The organism is Microbacterium sp. RU33B (assembly GCF_900155915.1).
GTDB lineage: Bacteria > Actinomycetota > Actinomycetes > Actinomycetales > Microbacteriaceae > Microbacterium.
In genome coordinates, this window is sequence record NZ_FTPO01000003.1 from 349125 (window position 1) to 365656 (window position 16532).

13 protein-coding genes are annotated in these 16532 nt (G+C 71.2%); 3 read left to right on the forward strand and 10 right to left on the reverse strand.

Annotated features, from left to right (window positions below; genetic code table 11):
• Positions 1-143 precede the first annotated feature (143 nt).
• The 4 genes from B0B14_RS15000 to B0B14_RS15015 are packed head-to-tail and all read right to left on the reverse strand — an operon-like array spanning position 144 to position 4143.
• Positions 144-1766 carry a PTS mannitol transporter subunit IIBC gene (locus tag B0B14_RS15000; protein ID WP_256714407.1) on the reverse strand — a complete coding sequence of 541 codons (1623 nt, stop codon included), beginning with the start codon at positions 1764-1766 and terminating at the stop codon, positions 144-146.
• Positions 1763-3439 (reverse strand): phosphoenolpyruvate--protein phosphotransferase, encoded by a 1677-nt coding sequence (ptsP, locus tag B0B14_RS15005; protein WP_076683312.1) that lies wholly within the window; start codon positions 3437-3439, stop codon positions 1763-1765. The genes B0B14_RS15000 and ptsP overlap by 4 nt, the downstream gene beginning before the upstream one ends.
• A 3-nt stretch (positions 3440-3442) precedes the next feature.
• Positions 3443-3721 carry an HPr family phosphocarrier protein gene (locus tag B0B14_RS15010; protein ID WP_076683655.1) on the reverse strand — a complete coding sequence of 93 codons (279 nt, stop codon included), beginning with the start codon at positions 3719-3721 and terminating at the stop codon, positions 3443-3445.
• A gap of 23 nt (positions 3722-3744) precedes the next feature.
• Positions 3745-4143, reverse strand: a complete 399-nt coding sequence (locus B0B14_RS15015) for a PTS sugar transporter subunit IIB (RefSeq protein ID WP_256714408.1) — start codon at positions 4141-4143, stop codon at positions 3745-3747.
• Between the two features lie 179 nt (positions 4144-4322).
• Between B0B14_RS15015 and B0B14_RS15020 the strand changes: the two genes are divergently transcribed.
• Positions 4323-6245, forward strand: coding sequence for a BglG family transcription antiterminator (locus B0B14_RS15020; protein ID WP_076683314.1), 1923 nt, complete (start codon positions 4323-4325; stop codon positions 6243-6245).
• Between the two features lie 54 nt (positions 6246-6299).
• Here B0B14_RS15020 and B0B14_RS15025 read toward each other — a convergent pair whose 3' ends face one another.
• The 4 genes from B0B14_RS15025 to B0B14_RS15040 form a co-directional block, all read right to left on the reverse strand.
• A complete protein-coding gene (locus tag B0B14_RS15025) occupies positions 6300-6884 on the reverse strand; it encodes a GNAT family N-acetyltransferase (RefSeq protein WP_076683316.1) in 585 nt (194 codons plus the stop codon).
• 37 nt (positions 6885-6921) lie between these two features.
• Positions 6922-8349 (reverse strand): MFS transporter, encoded by a 1428-nt coding sequence (locus B0B14_RS15030; RefSeq protein WP_076683318.1) that lies wholly within the window; start codon positions 8347-8349, stop codon positions 6922-6924.
• 79 nt (positions 8350-8428) lie between these two features.
• On the reverse strand, positions 8429-10111 hold the full coding sequence (locus B0B14_RS15035) for a phospho-sugar mutase (protein ID WP_076683320.1): 1683 nt from the start codon (positions 10109-10111) through the stop codon (positions 8429-8431).
• On the reverse strand, positions 10108-10941 hold the full coding sequence (locus B0B14_RS15040) for a purine-nucleoside phosphorylase (protein ID WP_076683322.1): 834 nt from the start codon (positions 10939-10941) through the stop codon (positions 10108-10110). Before B0B14_RS15040 ends, B0B14_RS15035 begins: the two co-directional genes overlap by 4 nt.
• 81 nt (positions 10942-11022) lie before the next feature.
• Here B0B14_RS15040 and B0B14_RS15045 point away from each other — a divergent pair, with 81 nt between their 5' ends.
• Positions 11023-12480, forward strand: coding sequence for an NAD(P)H-quinone dehydrogenase (locus tag B0B14_RS15045; protein ID WP_076683324.1), 1458 nt, complete (start codon positions 11023-11025; stop codon positions 12478-12480).
• A 143-nt stretch (positions 12481-12623) separates the two neighbouring features.
• Here the strand turns inward: B0B14_RS15045 and B0B14_RS15050 are convergent, their stop codons facing one another.
• A complete protein-coding gene (locus B0B14_RS15050; protein ID WP_076683326.1) occupies positions 12624-14396 on the reverse strand; it encodes an acetyl/propionyl/methylcrotonyl-CoA carboxylase subunit alpha in 1773 nt (590 codons plus the stop codon).
• A gap of 97 nt (positions 14397-14493) precedes the next feature.
• Positions 14494-15144 (reverse strand): Maf family protein, encoded by a 651-nt coding sequence (locus tag B0B14_RS15055; RefSeq protein WP_076683328.1) that lies wholly within the window; start codon positions 15142-15144, stop codon positions 14494-14496.
• A gap of 50 nt (positions 15145-15194) precedes the next feature.
• Here B0B14_RS15055 and B0B14_RS15060 point away from each other — a divergent pair, with 50 nt between their 5' ends.
• The gene (locus tag B0B14_RS15060; protein WP_076683330.1) at positions 15195-16532 is read left to right on the forward strand and encodes a class I SAM-dependent RNA methyltransferase; all 1338 of its coding nucleotides are present in this window, start codon (positions 15195-15197) and stop codon (positions 16530-16532) included.

Sequence of the window (16532 nt, forward strand, 5' to 3'; positions counted from 1 at the left end):
ATGCTGTCACCCGATGCCGTCGTCGCGGACGGCGTCGTGAGACCAGTCTCTCCCGTCGGGGCCCGGACTGCGCGGCCGGGTCCCCACGGCGGAGGCTTCGGAGCCGGGGGCATCACGCCGGCCCGGCTCCGAAGCGGTCTCTGCTACGCGCCGTGCTTCTGGTCCTCGACGAGCTTGACGACCTCTTCGTACTTCGGAGAGTTCATGAAGTTGTCGACGGACACGTGGATCGCACCGGGCGTCTGCGTGCGTGCGCGGTCGATCAGCTGGTTCTGCGTGATGACCAGGTCGGCCGTGCCGTCGAGGTTCGCGATGGCCTTGTTGACGACCGTGACCCCTTCGATGCCGGCCTTCTTGATCTTGTTGCGCAGGACACTCGCGCCCATGGCGGACGAGCCCATGCCGGCGTCGCAGGCGAACACGATGTTCGTGATCTGCTTCGTCGCCACGATCCCGCCGTCGGCGATCCCGCCCGTCTCGGCCTCGGTCTCGAGACGGTCGACGGCCTCCTGCGCCTCGCGGACGGCCTCACGGTCGCCGGGGTCCGCCGCACGGAGGGCGTCCAGCGCCGCCGACGACTTGCCCTTGTTGGCGGCCGTCTGCGACACCGCGCTGGCGAACGCGTCGCCCTCGGCGAGCAGGTCGCGCTTGCGGGAGGCCCGCAGGATGACGCTCGCGACCAGGAAGGTCACGACCGCGGCGAGCACGACCGACAGCAGTACGACGAGGAGGTTCGGCACGCCGCCGGCCACCGCCGCCGCACTGACCGCGAAGATGCTGCCCGGGGCGGCAGGGAAGACCAGACCGCCGCCGAGGAGCATGTTCGTGGTGACACCCGTGGCGCCACCGGCGATCAGGGCGAGGATGAGGCTCGGCTTCATCAGCGCGAACGGGAAGTACACCTCGTGGATGCCGCCGGCGAACTGGATCACCGCGGCGCCCGGGGCGGAGGCGCGGGCTGCGCCGATGCCGAAGAACGTGAACGCGAGGAGCAGGCCGAGACCGGGGCCGGGGTTGGCCTCCAGCAGGAAGAGGATCGACTTGCCGTCGGCCTCGGACTGCGTGAGACCCAGCGGCGTGAGCACACCGTGGTTGATGGCGTTGTTGAGGAACAGCACCTTCGCCGGTTCGATCAGGATGCTCGTCAGCGGCAGCAGGTTCGCCTCGACGAGCCAGTTCACCGCGTTGCTCAGCACGTTCATCAGGCCGTTGACGAGCCACGCGATCGGGTAGAACCCGACGATCGCCATCACGAAGCCCCAGATGCCCGCCGAGAACATGTTGACGAGCATCTCGAAGCCCGAGCGGATCTTGCCGTCCCACAGCGAGTCGAGCCACTTCATGGTCCACGCGGCGAGGGGGCCCATGATCATCGCGCCGATGAACATGTGCACCTGGCCGAGCTCGCCGGCATCCGGGTTCTCCGCCAGTGCCGCGGCGTTGAACTGTGCGATCAGCAGGTCGGAACCCGCGATCGCGCCCATCGTGGCGATGATGCCCACGACACCACCGCGCTGCTTGTAGATCATGTAGCCGCCGGTGTAGCCGATGACCAGGGGCAGCAGGTAGTGGATGAACGGGCCGACGATCGTGGCGAGGTCGGCGTTGGGGGTGAAGCCCTTCGCGATGAAGAACATCGTGAAGATGCCCCACGCGATCAGGGCGGGGATGTTCGGCATGATCATGCCGGACAGGAAGGTGCCGAAGCGCTGCACGCGTACGCGTGCACCCGGTCCGGTCTTTGCGGGTGAAGACGCCGTTGTCATGGCTGTGTCTCTTTCTTTCGGGTTGCCGCGGCTTCCAGCGCGGCGGAGCGTGCTCCCGCGGCGTCGTCCGCCGTGAGAGCCGCCTCGGCGATGACGCGGGCATCGTCGAGGGTGTAGTCGAGCAGCGACGCGCGCACATCTGCCAGCGCGGTCGGTGCCATGGAGAGGGAGTTCGCGCCGAGACCGACGAGAACGACGGCGAGCAGCGGATCTGCGGCGGCCTCGCCGCAGATGCCGACCGGCTTGCCGTTGGTGCGGCCGGCATCGCCGACCTCACGGATGAGGCGCAGCACCGCCGGGTGCCACGGGTCCTGGAATGATGCGACCGAGCCGAGCAGACGGTCGGCGGCCAGGGTGTACTGCGTGAGGTCGTTCGTCCCGATCGAGGCGAAGTCGGCGATCGCCAGCACGCGGTCGGCGAGGAGTGCCGACGAGGGGACCTCGACCATGACGCCGGCCGTCTTGATGCCGTAGTCGCGGCACAGGTCGGTGAAGTAGCGCGTCTCCTCGACCGTGGCCACCATGGGCGCCATGACCCACAGATCGGCCTGCGTCGCGGCATCCGCCTGCTGCAGCGCCGTGAGCTGCTCCCGCAGGATGTCCTCGCTCGCCCGGAGCGCGCGCAGGCCGCGGAGGCCGAGCGCGGGGTTCTCCTCGTGCGCGTCGTTGAGGAACGCGAGCGGCTTGTCGGCTCCGGCATCCAGCGCGCGGACGACGACCTTCTTGCCGGGGAACGCGTCCAGCAGCTCGGTGTACGCCTCGCGCTGCTGCTCGACGGTCGGGGCGTTCGTGGAGCTCAGGAAGAGGAACTCGGTGCGGAACAGTCCGACGCCCTCGGCCCCGAGCTCGACGGCCTCGGCCGCGCCGCCGGGCTTGCCGAGGTTCGCCAGCAGCGGGATCGGCGTGCCGTCGCCGAGAGCGCCCGGCGTCAGGGGAGCCGATGCCGCGTCGCGGCGCGCGTCGGCGCGGTTCTGCGCCTGCTCGAGCTCGTCGGCGGTGGGGGCGGTCGTCACGACGCCCTTCGCGGCATCCACGATGACCGGCTCGCCCTCGGCGAGTGCCGCGGCGGCGGCCACGCCGACGATCGCGACGATCGACTTCTCACGGGCGAGGATCGCCGTGTGCGATGTGGGGCCGCCGTCGGTCGTGATGAGTGCGAGCACCTTGTCGAGGTCGAGGAGAGCGGTGTCGGCCGGTGCGAGGTCCTTGGCGACGAGCACGAACGGGTGGCCGGGGTCGGGCACGCCGGGTGCCGGCACTCCGCGGAGGTGGGCGATGACGCGCTGCGCGACGTCGTCGAGGTCGGCCGCGCGCTCGCCGAGGTACCCGCCCATCGCCGTCAGCTGGTCGCGGAACGACGCGAAGGCGTCGTACACGGCCCATTCGCCGGTCTTCCCCTGGCCGATCCTGGTGTCGACCTCGGACTCGAGGGTCGGGTCCTCGGCCATCATCGCCTGGGCCTCGAGCACGTCGCGGGCGGCGCCGCCCGCCTTGGCTCCGCGCTCCTCGAGCTCGCGGGCGACCGCGCTGACGGCTTCGCGGACGCGCGCCGTCTCCTCGTCGGCGGTCTTCTCGCTCGGTGCGTCGCTCGGAGCCGGGAGCGGCTCCGACATCCGGGCCACCGGGCCCTGTGCGACGCCCAGGCCGATTCCCACTCCTCTGAGTTCGGGCATGGTTCAGGCCTCCGCGTCGTGGTCGGTGGACAGCAGGTCGGCGAGCGTGTCGAGTACGTCGACCGCGTTCTCGCCCTCGGCCGACAGCGTGACGTAGTCGCCGTGCTCGATGCCGAGGGAGATGACCCCGAGGATGCTCGCGGCGTTGACCGGAGTGCCCGAGTCCTTGGCGATCGTCACCGGGATGCCGGAGTCCTTGGCGGCGGCCGCGAAGAGCTTCGCGGGACGGGCGTGCAGTCCGTGGGATGAACCGATGCGCACGGTCCGGGTCGTGGGGGCCATGTCGTTGTCCTCTCTGTCGTACGTCATGAGTCGGTGTCCTCAGCGTCGCCTGTCGAAGGCCGCGCGTCTACAGGACGCGCGGAGGGCACGCCGCCCGCGGTCGGAAGGTTCCCCCCGGAGCTTCCGACCGCGTCGCGGACGAGTGCGAGCGTCCGCGTGCCGTCGAGATCGGTGAAGATGTCCGGCGGCAGCAGGATCACCGTCGTCCCGCGGGGGACGGCATCCCGCTCGATGCGCTCCAGCGCATGAGAGAGGTGCGGACCCACCAGGACGACGTCGGCGGCATCGAGATCGATCGGGAGTGAGAGCTCGGTGCCGGCGAAGGCGGAGTACGCGAGACCGCGGTTCTGCGCCGCATGACGCACCCGCTGTGCGACGAACGTGCTCGACGCGCCCGCGCCGCACACCACGAGAATCCGCATTGATCTCAACTCCTCTGCGTCGATTCTTGTGAAAACGCTGGGAACGGACAACCACGTCTGTTTCCGCCCCTGCGGAACGATCCGTGCCCGCGGGGACGCGGATCGGGGTCGCCGCCCGTCGCGCGTGGTTGACTGGAGACGCGCGCAGCGAGGACGGCGCGCGTCGCCGGAGGAGCATCGTGACCAGAGCGCGCCAGGACCGCCTGCTCGGTCTCCTCGCGCGCGACGGCGAGTGGGCCACAGCCGCGACGCTCGCCGATGTGCTGGGCGTCACGCCCCGCAGCATCCGCAGCTATGTCACCGCGGTCAACGCCCGCGTGCCCGGGGGTGCGGCGATCGAGTCGGGTCCGCTCGGCTATCGCATCGGATCCGAGGCTGCCGCCGCGCAGCGCGCCGGCGCGGCGACGGATGCCGGAACTCCCCGCGACCGGCTGCACACGCTCGTGCGGCTCCTCCTGGACTCGTCGGACGGCATCGACGTCTTCGAGACCGCCGAGTCGCTGCACGTGAGCTCGGCGACCCTCGACGCCGATCTCGCGCGCGTGCGGAGCCTTCTCGGGGGCACCGAGCTCACGCTCGAGCGGTCGGCGTCCCGTGCGCGTCTGCGGGGGACCGAAGCGGCGCAGCGCCGCCTCCTGTCGCGGCTCGCGCACGATGAGATGGATGCGGGATCGTTCGACCTGGAAGCGCTCCGCCGCACGCTCGGCACGGAGTCGGTCGGCGCCCGCGCGTTCGGTCCGTTCAAGGCCGAACTCGTCGCCGAGCTCGGCGCGCTCGGCTACTTCGTCAACGAGTACGGCATCTCTGATGTCGTCATGCACATCGCCATCGCGGCCGACCGGGTCGCCCGTGACCGGGCGCTGGAGACCGTGGTGCGCGACGTCAAGCCCGATCAGGCCGAGGTCGGCGCGATCCTCGCACGCCTGGCGTCGGCGCATCTGGGCATCGAGCTGGGCGCAGGCGACGTGCAGCACCTGTCGACGCTCGTGCTCACCCGGGTCGTCGCGCCCGGGGCCTCGCCGTCGGCTGCCGCGCGCGAGCGGCTCGACCCCGAGGTCGAGGCGGCGGTGCGCGAGGTCGTCGGGCTCGCGGCATCCGAGTTCCTCGTCGACGTCGTGCACGAGGACTTCCTCCTGCGCCTCGCGCTGCACGTGCAGAACCTGCTCCACCGGTCGAAGGAGCAGGCGTGGTCGCGCAATCCCCTGACGCGCTCGCTCAAGGCCACGTACCCGATGATCTTCGAGGTCGCGGTGTTCATCGCCTCCGGTCTGCAGCAGCGGCTCGGCATCCCGCTCCTCGACGATGAGATCGCCTACATCGCGATGCACGTGGGCGGGCGCCTCGAACGCAGCCGCCGCGCCGACCAGCTCCTCACCGCGACCATCGTGTGCCCGGGGTACTACGAGCTGCACGAGCTGCTGCGCTCGTCGGTGGACCGCTCGCTCGGCCAGGCCATCGAAGTGGTCGGCGTCGAGACCCGGGTCGATCCCGACTGGGCGTCGATCGACACCGACCTCGTGCTCACCACGATCGAGCCGGCGGTCCCGGGCGATCGGATCGTGCGGATCCAGCCGTTCCTGACGGGGGCGGACGTCGAGCGCGTGCAGGCTGCGGCAGGACGCATCCGTCGCGGCCGGCGCCTCGCACGCCTGCGCGACGAGCTGTCGCGCTACTTCTCGCCCACGGCGTTCGTGCGCGGGCTCGACGGACTCACGGAGGACGAGGTCATCCGGCGCCTCGGCGCGCTGCTGGTGGATCGCGGCGTCATCGACGACGACTACGTCGAGCGCACGATCCAGCGCGAGCAGCTGTCGTCCACGGCGTTCACCGACGCGCTCGCCGTTCCGCACGCGCTGGGCATGACGGCGACGCGTACGGAGATCGCGATCGGGATCGCCGATCCGTCGATCCCGTGGGGGGAGGGGCGCGTGCAGGTCGTGGCGCTCGTGGCGTTCTCCGAGACCGACCGCGAGGCCTTCCAGACCGTGTTCGAGCAGTTCGTCGAGGTGTTCAGCGAGCGCGACTCGGTGCAGCGCATCGTGCGTCGCGGCACCGGGTTCACGGCCTTCCTCGACGAGCTCGTCGCCGTCATCGACGGCTGATCCGGGCGGCGCGGGCGGGGTCTGCGCCTCGCGCGCCGGTCGTTCCGGGTGCGGTCAGCCCTGCGCGAGTCGCTCGCGCAGGCCGAGGCGCACGGCCGGCCACTCGGCGGGCAGGATCGAGAAGACGACGGTGTCGCGCAGGGTGCCGTCGGGGCCCAGCTTGTGGTTGCGCAGCACGCCGTCCTGCCGGGCGCCGAGCCGGGCGATCGCGGCCCGCGACTGGCGGTTGTGCCAGTGTGTGCGGAACTCGACGGCGATCGCATCGCACGCCTCGAACGCGTGGCCGAGCAGCAGGAGCTTCGACGCGGTGTTCACGGCCGAGCGCTGCGCCTCCACGCCGATCCACGTATGGCCGATCTCGACGTGACGATTCTGCTGGTCGATGTTGCAGAACGTGGAGGTGCCGACGACCTTCCCCGTGTCGCGGCGCCGCACGGCCCACGGGTTCATCGTCCCGGCGTCCCGCCACGCGAGGCGCTGCGCGACATCCGCCGCCATCGTCTCGGGCGAGGGGACCGACGTGTACCAGGCGTGTTCGAGCCCGACGGATGCCGCGGCGAGGTCGTCGGCGTGATCGAGTGAGAGCGGCTCGAGGCGCACCCACTCGTTCTCGAGCGCGACGGGATCGGTGAGGAGCATGACGCGAGCCTAGAGCCCGGGCCGCGCCGAACCCGGCTCAGACCCGGTCGGACTCGTGCATCGCCGACTCGGCTGCCGCCGCGCCCGACGCGGGGTCGGCGGCGCCGGCCGCCTGACGCGCCGCCGCCACTGCGCGGCGCCCGGCGGGCAGCCCCACGGCGGCGCCCACGACGACGAACGTCAGGATGCCCGCCGCGACGAGCAGCATCTCGATCGGCACGACGTCGGCCAGGGGGCCGAACACGAGCATCCCGAACGGCATGGCGACCGACATAACGATGCCGACGAAGCCGAAGACGCGGCCCTGCCGTTCGGGCTCGACCGTCTCCTGCAGCAGCGTCATCGACGGAGTCGAGAAGAACGGCACGATCAGGCCGGTGAGGAACATGAACCCGAAGAACACCCAGATGCTGGGGGACAGGCCGAGTCCGATCGAGAGGGCGCCGAACAGGAGCGACGACGTGATGATGAGTCCGATGCGGCTGCGCTTCGCGAAGAACGTCGCGATCAGGATGCCGCCGAGCACCATGCCGATCGAGAACGACACCTCGAGCACGGCGAGGTTCACGACATCCTGCGCCGCACCCGCCGGGAACGAGCGCACGAGCATGAGGGGCGTCAGGTTCGACGGCGCCACGGTCAGCACGAAGATGATGGCGAACAGCACGAGCAGCCAGCGGACGAACGCGTGATGCGCGACGTAGCGCACCCCGTCGACGAGGTCGGCGAAGTACCCGGTCTGCACGTCGGCGGCGCGACGGATCGTAGGCACGGCGATGAAGGCGAGGATGCCGATGCCGATGATCGCCGTCACGACGTCGATGAAGAAGATCGGGATCAGCGATGTCGCCGAGCCGTCGTTCGAGATCGCGGCGGCGGCGTAGATCGCGCCGGCGGCGGCGGGCGCGAGCAGCGCCATCGCCGACTGCACCGAGCCGAAGACGCCGTTCACGCGGATGAGGTGGCGCGTCGGCACGACCTGGGGGAGGAGGGCCGAGACGGCCGGGGTCTGGATGCCCGCACCGGCCGAGCGGATCGCCAGCGTCGCGAAGATCAGCCAGACGGCGTCCACGCCCGTCATCATGATGATCGCCAACGTCAGCGTCGTGGCCGCGATCGCGGCATCCGCCCCCATGATGAGGAGCTTGCGGTTGTGGCGATCCGCCCAGACGCCGCCGAAGATCGACACGATCGCCTGGGGGAGGAATCCGAAGACCGCCGCGAGCGTCATGATGAGGCCCGACTGGTACGTGATCGTGAGGTACCAGAACACGGCGTACTGCACGAGCATCGACCCGAAGAGGCTCACGGTCTGCCCCGCCAGGAACGCGACGGTGCGGCGCAGCCATCGGGGCGGGTCGGCGGGCTCGGGGGCGGATGCTTCGGGAGCGACGGCCGCTGGGTCGGCGGCCGCGGCGTCGGTCGCACGGGTGTCGGCGTCGTGCGCCCTGCTGTCGTCTGCCATGTCTCCGCCCCGGTCGCCTTCTCACGATATATCGCGAGTTGCACCCTAGCACAGGCGGCCGACGCGCCGTCAGCCGGGCTCAGCCGACCGCGTCGAGCATCTCCCGCGCGCCCGCCGAGAGCGCGGCGATGCGCTCCTGCGCGTCGCCCGCCGAGGCTCCGCGCACGTCGAGGTAGAGCTTGAGCTTCGGCTCGGTGCCGCTCGGGCGCACGATGACGCGCGAGCCGTTCTCGAGCCAGAAGCGCAGCACGTCTCCCGGTGGGAATCCGTCCACCCCCTCGAGCAGATCGTCGACTCCGGTCACGGCGGTCTCGCCGATGCGCTCCGGATGCTGCCCCCGCAGGGCCGACATGATCTTCGCGATGATCGACACGTCGTCCACGCGCACCGAGATCTGGTCGCTCGCGAAGTGCCCGAACGTCTCTCCGAACTCTGCGAGCAGATCGGCGACCGTGGCACCGCGACCCCGCGCCTCGGACGCCATCTCGAGCATCGCGATGGCGGCGGAGATGCCGTCCTTGTCGCGCACCGTCTCCGGGTTGACGAGGTATCCGAGCGCCTCCTCGAACCCGAAGATCAGTCCGGGAGCCCGCGAGATCCACTTGAAGCCCGTCAGCGTGGAGTGGAAGTCGAGGCCGTGGTGCTCGGCGACCGTCTGCAGGCCGGGCGACGACACGAGCGAGCACGCGAGCGACGCACCGGGCGCGGCATCCTGAACCCGTCGGGCGGCACGCCAGCCCAGCAGCAGGCCGATCTCGTTGCCCGTCAGGCGGCGCCAGCCGCCGTCGGCCGTGTCGTCGGGGATCGCGACGGCCAGTCGATCGGCATCCGGATCGTTCGCGATGACGAGCTCGGCGCCGGCCTCGCGCGCGGCCTCGAACGCGAGGTCCATCGCGCCGGGCTCCTCGGGATTGGGGAACGCGACCGTCGGGAACGCCCCGTCGGGCGAGATCTGCCGCTCCACGAGGACAGGAGACGGGTAGCCCGCGACGTCCAGGATGCGGGAGAAGGTCTCCCACCCGACCCCGTGCATCGCCGTGTAGGCCCACGTGAGACCCTCGGCCCCCGCGGGCGCGGGGCCCACGGCCGCGGTCGCCGCGATGTAGGCGTCGACCACGGACTCCGGCGCGATCTCGTAGCCGAGCGAGCGGGGGAGCGCGGCGACGTCGCCGGCGTCCGCGACGCGCTGGATGTGCGCGGCGATCTCGGCGTCGGCAGGAGAGACGATCTGCGCGCCGTCGTTCGCGCCGCCGAGGTACACCTTGTAGCCGTTGTCGTTCGGCGGGTTGTGGGATGCCGTCACCATGACGCCGGCGGCGGCGCCGAGGTGGCGCACGGCGAAAGCGAGCACGGGAGTGGGCAGCAGGCGGGGCAGGAGCACGGCGCGAAGGCCCGCGCCGGCGAACAGCTCGGCGGAGTCGCGCGCGAACACGTCGGAGTTGCGGCGTCCGTCGTATCCGATCACGACGAGCGGGGCGGATGCCTCGGTCCCCTCGTCCGCCGTCTCGAGCACGTACGCGGCCAGACCTGCGGCGGCCTGGGCGACCAGGACGCGGTTCATGCGATTCGACCCGGCTCCCAGCTCGCCGCGGAGCCCTGCGGTGCCGAACGCGAGTCGCGTGGCGAAGCGGTCCTCGAGCGAGGCGCGCGCGTCGGCGTCGCCGGCGTCGGCCCGGGCGAGCAGGTCGCGCAGCTCCGCCCGCGTCTCGCCGTCCGGATCCTGCGCGAGCCAGGCTTCGGCGCGCGCGATCGCGTCGCTCACAGCGCGCCGACCACGCGGGCGAGGAGCGAGGCGATTACGGGCTCGGCTGCCTGTCCGGCCTCGATGACCTCCTGGTGGCTGAGCGGCGTCGTCTGGATGCCGGCGGCCATGTTCGTGATGAGCGACATGCCGAGGATCTCCATGCCCGCCTGCCGGGCGGCGATCGCCTCGAGGGCCGTCGACATGCCCACGATGTGTCCGCCGATCGTTCGGGCCATGCGCACTTCGGCCGGCGTCTCGTACTGCGGACCACGGAACTGGCAGTACACCCCCTCATCGAGACTCGGATCGATCGACCGGGCGAGGTCGCGCAGACGCTGCGAGTACAGGTCGGTCAGGTCGATGAACGTCGCGCCCTCGAGCGGCGACGCACCGGTCAGATTGAGGTGATCGCTGATGAGCACGGGCTGCCCGGGGCTCCATGCGGGCTTGATGCCGCCGGCGCCGTTCGTGAGCACCATCGTGCGCGCACCGGTCGCGGCGGCGGTGCGCACGCTGTGCACGACCCGGCGCACCCCGTGGCCCTCGTAGTAGTGCGTGCGCGCGCCGATGATCAGGACGTTGCGCCCCTTCGGGGTCCGGATGCTGCGCAGCGACCCGACGTGGCCCTCCAGGGCCGGTCTGCTGAAACCCGTGACCTCGGTGGCCGGGATCGTCGCGGTCGTCTCTCCGATGAGCTCCGCGGCGCGGCCCCAGCCGCTGCCGAGGGTGAGGGCGATGTCGTGGCGCTCCACCCCGGTCAGTCGTGCGATGTCGGCGGCGGCCTCCGCGGCGATCTCGAACGGGTCGGCCGTGGGGTCGTCGAGCGGGTTGTCGATGGCATCTGACATGCCCCCACTGTAGGGATGCGGCGCGGGGGAGGCCAGCCGCCGCGCGCACCCTGGTCGTGGGGCGCGGTCGCGCCTGGGAGAATGGACGACATGTCCTTGAGCTTCGAGCGCACCCAGAGCGTCGCGATCATCGGCGGCGGCCCCGGCGGCTATGAGGCGGCACTCGCCGCCGCGCAGCTCGGAGCAGAGGTGACGCTCGTCGAACGGGCGGGCGTGGGCGGGTCGGCCGTCATCACCGACGTCGTCCCGTCGAAGTCGCTCATCGCGACAGCAGACGCGGCCGTGGCGATCTCGCAGGCGGGCGAGCTCGGCGTGCAGCTGTTCGCCAAGACCGAGGCCGGCAGGCCCTTGAAGCCCGAGATCGCGATCAACCTCGCCGCGGTGAACCGGCGTCTGCTCTCGCTCGCGCGCCAGCAGTCCGACGAGATGCGCGCCTCGCTCGTCGATGCCGGCGTGCGCATCATCTCCGGCCACGGACGCCTCGAGACCGACAACGCGGTGGTCGTGTCGACGGGCCCTGGCGGCACCGACTTCGACCGCATCGAGGCCGACACGCTCGTCGTGTCGGTCGGCGCGTCTCCGCGCGAGCTGCCCAGCGCCCGGCCCGACGGCGAGCGCATCCTCACGTGGACCCAGCTGTACGACATGAAGGCGCTCCCCGAGCACCTCATCGTCGTGGGTTCCGGCGTCACCGGCGCCGAGTTCGCCGGCGCCTACATGAACCTGGGCTCGCAGGTCACGCTCATCTCCAGCCGCGATCAGGTGCTCCCGGGCGAAGACGCGGATGCCGCGGCTGTGCTCGAGCGGGTGTTCACCCGCGGCGGCATGACGGTGCTCTCGAAGTCCCGCGCGGACCGGGTCGAGCGCATCGGCGACGGAGTCCTCGTCACGCTCTCGGACGGACGCACGGTCGAGGGCAGCCACTGCCTGATGGCGGTCGGATCGATCCCCAACACGCAGGGCATCGGCCTCGAGGAGGCGGGCGTCCAGATGACCGAGTCCGGTCACATCCAGGTCAACCGCGTCGCGCGCACCTCGGTGCCCAACGTCTACGCCGCGGGCGACTGCACGACGTTCGTGCCGCTCGCGTCGGTCGCGTCGATGCAGGGCCGCACGGCCGTCTTCCACGCGCTCGGCGACGTCGTCATCCCCCTCGAGCGCCGTCGCATCACCTCGAACATCTTCACGGCTCCCGAGATCGCGACGATCGGCTGGCAGGAGAAGGACATCGCCGAGGGCACGATCGACGCCGTCGTGCACAAGCTGCCGCTGGCGGCGAACCCGCGGGCCAAGATGATGGGCATCAAGGACGGCTTCGTGAAGCTCATCGCGCGGCAGGGCTCCGGCAGCGTCGTGGGCGGCGTGATCGTCGGCCCCCGCGCCTCCGAGCTCATCTACCCGATCGCGATCGCCGTCGAGCGCCGGCTCACGGTCGACCAGCTCTCGCGCGTGTTCGCCGTGTACCCGTCGCTCTCGGGCAGCATCACGGATGCCGCGCGGGCGATGCACGTGGTCGACCACACCATCTACGGGGCCTGATCCGCCCGCGCGGGCGTGCTCCGCGCTTCAGAACTGCGGACATCCGTCGTTCCGCGGATCACGTCGGGCTCGGGTATCCGAACGAGTGCGGATCTCCGGAGAAGCGAGACGGACGGGTCCAGAGGTTCCGGTCGCGTCGGCCGTTACGGCGTGAGGATCGTGAGGAGCTGGTGCCCGGCCGACACGGTGGTGCCGGGAGGCGCGTCGATCGCGCCGATCACGCCGTCCTTGTGCGCCTGGATGGGCTGCTCCATCTTCATCGCCTCCAGCACGACGACGAGGTCTCCCTTGACGACCGGCTGACCTTCGGTCACGGCGACCTTGACGATCGTCGCCTGCATCGGAGCCTTCACGGCGTCGCCGGATGCTCCCGCCATGACGGTCGGCGCGTGCGAGCGGCGCGACGGCGGCACGGCCACGGGCCGCCCGATCTTGGTGGGCGACGCGACGATGCGGTCGGGAAGACTCACCTCGAGGCGCTTGCCCGACACCTCGACGACCACGGTGTGGCGCGAGGGGGATTCGGTCGGGCTCTCGAGCTCGCCGTCCCACGGCGGGATGTCGTTGACGAACTCGGTCTCGATCCAGCGCGTGAACACGCCGAACTCGCCGTCCTCCGCCGTGAAGGCGGGGTCGCGCACGACCTTGCGGTGGAAGGGGAGCACCGTCGGCATGCCCGACACCTCGAACTCGTCGAGGGCGCGACGGGAGCGGGCGAGCGCCTCCTCGCGGGTGCGTCCGGTCACGATGATCTTGCCGAGGAGCGAATCGAAGGCCCCGCTGACGCTGTCGCCCGCCGTGACACCGGAATCGAGACGGATGCCGGGGCCGCCGAACGTCTTGAACTGGTGGATGTTGCCCGGCTGCGGGAGGAAGCCCCGTCCGGGGTCTTCGCCGTTGATGCGGAACTCGATCGAGTGGCCCTCGGCCACCGGGTCGGGGTAGTCCAGCGTGCCGCCCTCGGCGAGACGGAACTGCTCGCGTACGAGGTCGAGGCCGGTGACCTCTTCGGAGACGGGGTGCTCGACCTGGAGCCGGGTGTTCACCTCGAGGAACGAGATCGTGCCGTCGGCGCCGATGAGGAACTCGCACGTGCCCGCGCCGACGTAGCCGACCTCCCGCAGGATCGCCTTCGACGCGGTGTAGAGGATCTCGTTCTGCGCGTCCGACAGGAAGGGCGCAGGCGCCTCCTCCACGAGCTTCTGGTGGCGCCGCTGCAGCGAGCAGTCGCGAGTCGAGACGACGACGACGTTGCCGGCGGCATCCGCGAGGCACTGCGTCTCGACGTGGCGCGGCTTGTCGAGGTACTTCTCCACGAAGCACTCGCCGCGGCCGAACGCCGAGATGGCCTCGCGCGTGGCCGAGTCGAACAGCTCGGGGATCTCCTCGATCGTGCGCGCGACCTTGAGTCCGCGTCCGCCGCCGCCGTATGCGGCCTTGATGGCGATCGGCAGGCCGAATTCCTCGGCGAAGGCGACGACCTCATCGGCTCCGTCGACGGGACCCGGGGTGCCGGGGGCCAGGGGTGCGCCCACCTTCTCGGCGACGTGGCGTGCCGTGACCTTGTCGCCGAGTGCCTCGATGGCTTCGGGGGAGGGGCCGATCCAGATCAGGCCCGCGTCGATGACGGCGCGGGCGAAGTCGGCGTTCTCGGCGAGGAAGCCGTAGCCGGGGTGCACGGCGTCGGCGCCCGAGCGTCGCGCCACGGAGAGGATCTTCTCGATGGAGAGGTACGTGTCGGCGCTCGTCTCACCCCCGAGGGCGTACGCCTCGTCGGCGAGCTTGGCGTGCATCGCGTCGCGATCCTGGTCGGCGTAGACGGCGACCGACGCCTTCCCGGAGTCGCGCGCGGCGCGGATGACACGGACGGCGATCTCGCCGCGGTTCGCGATGAGCACCTTGGCGATCTGAGGCATGGATGCCAGCCTAGCGAGCACACTCGGCTCTCCTTTGACCGCTTCGCACAAGAAGCAGGTCAATACGTGGGCGTCCTGCTACAACGCAGGACGTCCGTCACGGGGTGTCTGGCCGGTTCCACAGGTCCGTCCACTCGACGTCGAGCTCGCGCACGAGGCGCCGCAGTGTCGACAGCGACATCCCGACGACCGTCGACGGGTCGCCCTCCACGCGCTGGATGAACGGCCCGCCGAGGCTGTCGATCGTGAAGGCGCCGGCGACATGGAGGGGTTCGCCGGAGGCGACGTACGCGTCGATCTCGGCATCCGTCACATCCGAGGCGAACGACACGGATGCCTCGGCCACGGCGTGCGCTTCGCGAGGTGACGCGCCCGGCTGCAGGCGATACACGCTGTGACCGGAGTGCAGCACGCCGGTGCGGCCTCGCATCGCGTGCCAGCGCGTCGTCGCCGCCTCGTGCGTGTAGGGCTTGCCGAGCACCTCGCCGTCGAGCTCGAACATCGAGTCGCCCCCGATCACGACGCCGTCGAAGCCGAGCGAGTCGAGCCGCGCGGCCACTTCCGCGGCCTTCCGGCGCGCGAGGAGCAGCACGTGCTCGGCGGGGGCGAGAACGCGCCCCTCGGATGCCTCCACCGCCGCGATCACGGCTTCCTCGTCGACATCCGGCGACGCCGTCTCCGGCTCGATCCCCGCCTGCTGCAGGAGCATGAGCCGGGCGGGGGAGGTGGAGGCGAGGCAGACGCGCATGCTCCCACGCTAGCGATGTGGCGAGTCGTCGCGTGTGGAAGAGTCGAGGGGTGGATGCCGGAGACCTCATCGAACTCGACGTGACCGACGTCGCGCACGGCGGCGTGTTCGTCGGCCGGCACGAGGGGCGCGTCGTGTTCGTTCCCGATGCGATCCCGGGCGAGCGGGTGCGCGTGCGCCTCACCGACGTCGGCAAGGCGTCGTTCTGGCGCGGTGACACCCTGCAGGTGCTCGATGCGTCGCCGCACCGCCAGGCGCACGTGTGGCGCCAGGCGGACATCGACGTCGCGCCCGAGGATCGACCGGGCGGCGCCGACTTCGGACACATCGACCTCGCGCACCAGCGCGAGCTGAAGCAGCGCGTGCTCGCCGACGCGCTCGAGCGCATCGGCGGTTTCGACGATCCGTCCGTCGTCGTGGCCTCCGCTGCCGCACCCGACGATCAGGAGCCCGAGTCGGCGGACGGCACCGGGTGGCGGACGCGCGTGAGTCTCCACGTCGACGCGGACGGACGCATCGGGCCCTTCGCCGCCCGCAGCCACCGCGTCATCCCCGTCGACGACCTGCCCCTCGCCACCGCGGGGGTCGAGGGCGCGGCCCTCCGGCTCGCGCTCGCGCAGGCCGGCCGCGTCGATCTCGTGCAGCCGGCCGACGGCCGCGTGCGCGTCCTCCCGCGGCCGGAGGAGCGACGCGAGCCGCGGAAGAGGGGACGGCGCCGCCCGCCGGCACCCGCCCCGGCGAAGAACGACCCGACGCGCGAGGTCGTCGTCGAGCGGGTCGGGGGGCGCGAGTTCCGCGTGGACGCCGGCGGCTTCTGGCAAGTGCACCGTCTTGCGGCGCACACGCTGACCCGGACGGTCGACACGGCCCTGCGTCGCCTGGGTGACCAGGGTGCCGCCATCGACCCCGACGGGTGGCACCTCGACCTGTACGGCGGCGTCGGTCTGTTCGCCGCGACCCTGGGCGACCTCGGAGGGCCGTCGACCCGGATCACGAGCGTCGAATCCGACCCGCGCGCCACCGAGCACGCCGGAGAGAACCTGGCGGAGTGGATCGGCGCGCGGGCCGAGACCGATCGCGTCGACCGATTCGTGGCCAGGCTCGGCGCGGAGTCGTCGACAGCGGAGCGCGATCGGCTGGCTCGCGGCGTCGTGCTGCTCGACCCGCCCCGCTCGGGTGCCGGACGCCAGGTCGTCGAGGGCATCGCCGAGCTCGCCCCGGCCACCGTCGTCTACGTCGCCTGCGATCCGGTCGCGCTGGCCCGCGACCTCGCCGTGTTCCGCGGGGTCGGGTACGACACGACGGCGATCAATGCGGTGGACATCTTCCCGAATTCGCATCACGTCGAAGCCGTGGCGACGCTGACCCGCCGGAGAGCACCGCGCTAG

Coding starts and splice junctions, on each gene's coding strand:
- B0B14_RS15000 (WP_256714407.1), bottom strand. CDS start 1,766: ATGACAACGGCGTCTTCACCCGCAAAGACCGGACCGGGTGCACGCGTA.
- ptsP (WP_076683312.1), bottom strand. CDS start 3,439: ATGCCCGAACTCAGAGGAGTGGGAATCGGCCTGGGCGTCGCACAGGGC.
- B0B14_RS15010 (WP_076683655.1), bottom strand. CDS start 3,721: ATGGCCCCCACGACCCGGACCGTGCGCATCGGTTCATCCCACGGACTG.
- B0B14_RS15015 (WP_256714408.1), bottom strand. CDS start 4,143: ATGCGGATTCTCGTGGTGTGCGGCGCGGGCGCGTCGAGCACGTTCGTC.
- B0B14_RS15025 (WP_076683316.1), bottom strand. CDS start 6,884: ATGCTCCTCACCGATCCCGTCGCGCTCGAGAACGAGTGGGTGCGCCTC.
- B0B14_RS15030 (WP_076683318.1), bottom strand. CDS start 8,349: ATGGCAGACGACAGCAGGGCGCACGACGCCGACACCCGTGCGACCGAC.
- B0B14_RS15040 (WP_076683322.1), bottom strand. CDS start 10,941: ATGTCAGATGCCATCGACAACCCGCTCGACGACCCCACGGCCGACCCG.
- B0B14_RS15045 (WP_076683324.1), top strand. CDS start 11,023: ATGGACGACATGTCCTTGAGCTTCGAGCGCACCCAGAGCGTCGCGATC.
- B0B14_RS15050 (WP_076683326.1), bottom strand. CDS start 14,396: ATGCCTCAGATCGCCAAGGTGCTCATCGCGAACCGCGGCGAGATCGCC.
- B0B14_RS15055 (WP_076683328.1), bottom strand. CDS start 15,144: ATGCGCGTCTGCCTCGCCTCCACCTCCCCCGCCCGGCTCATGCTCCTG.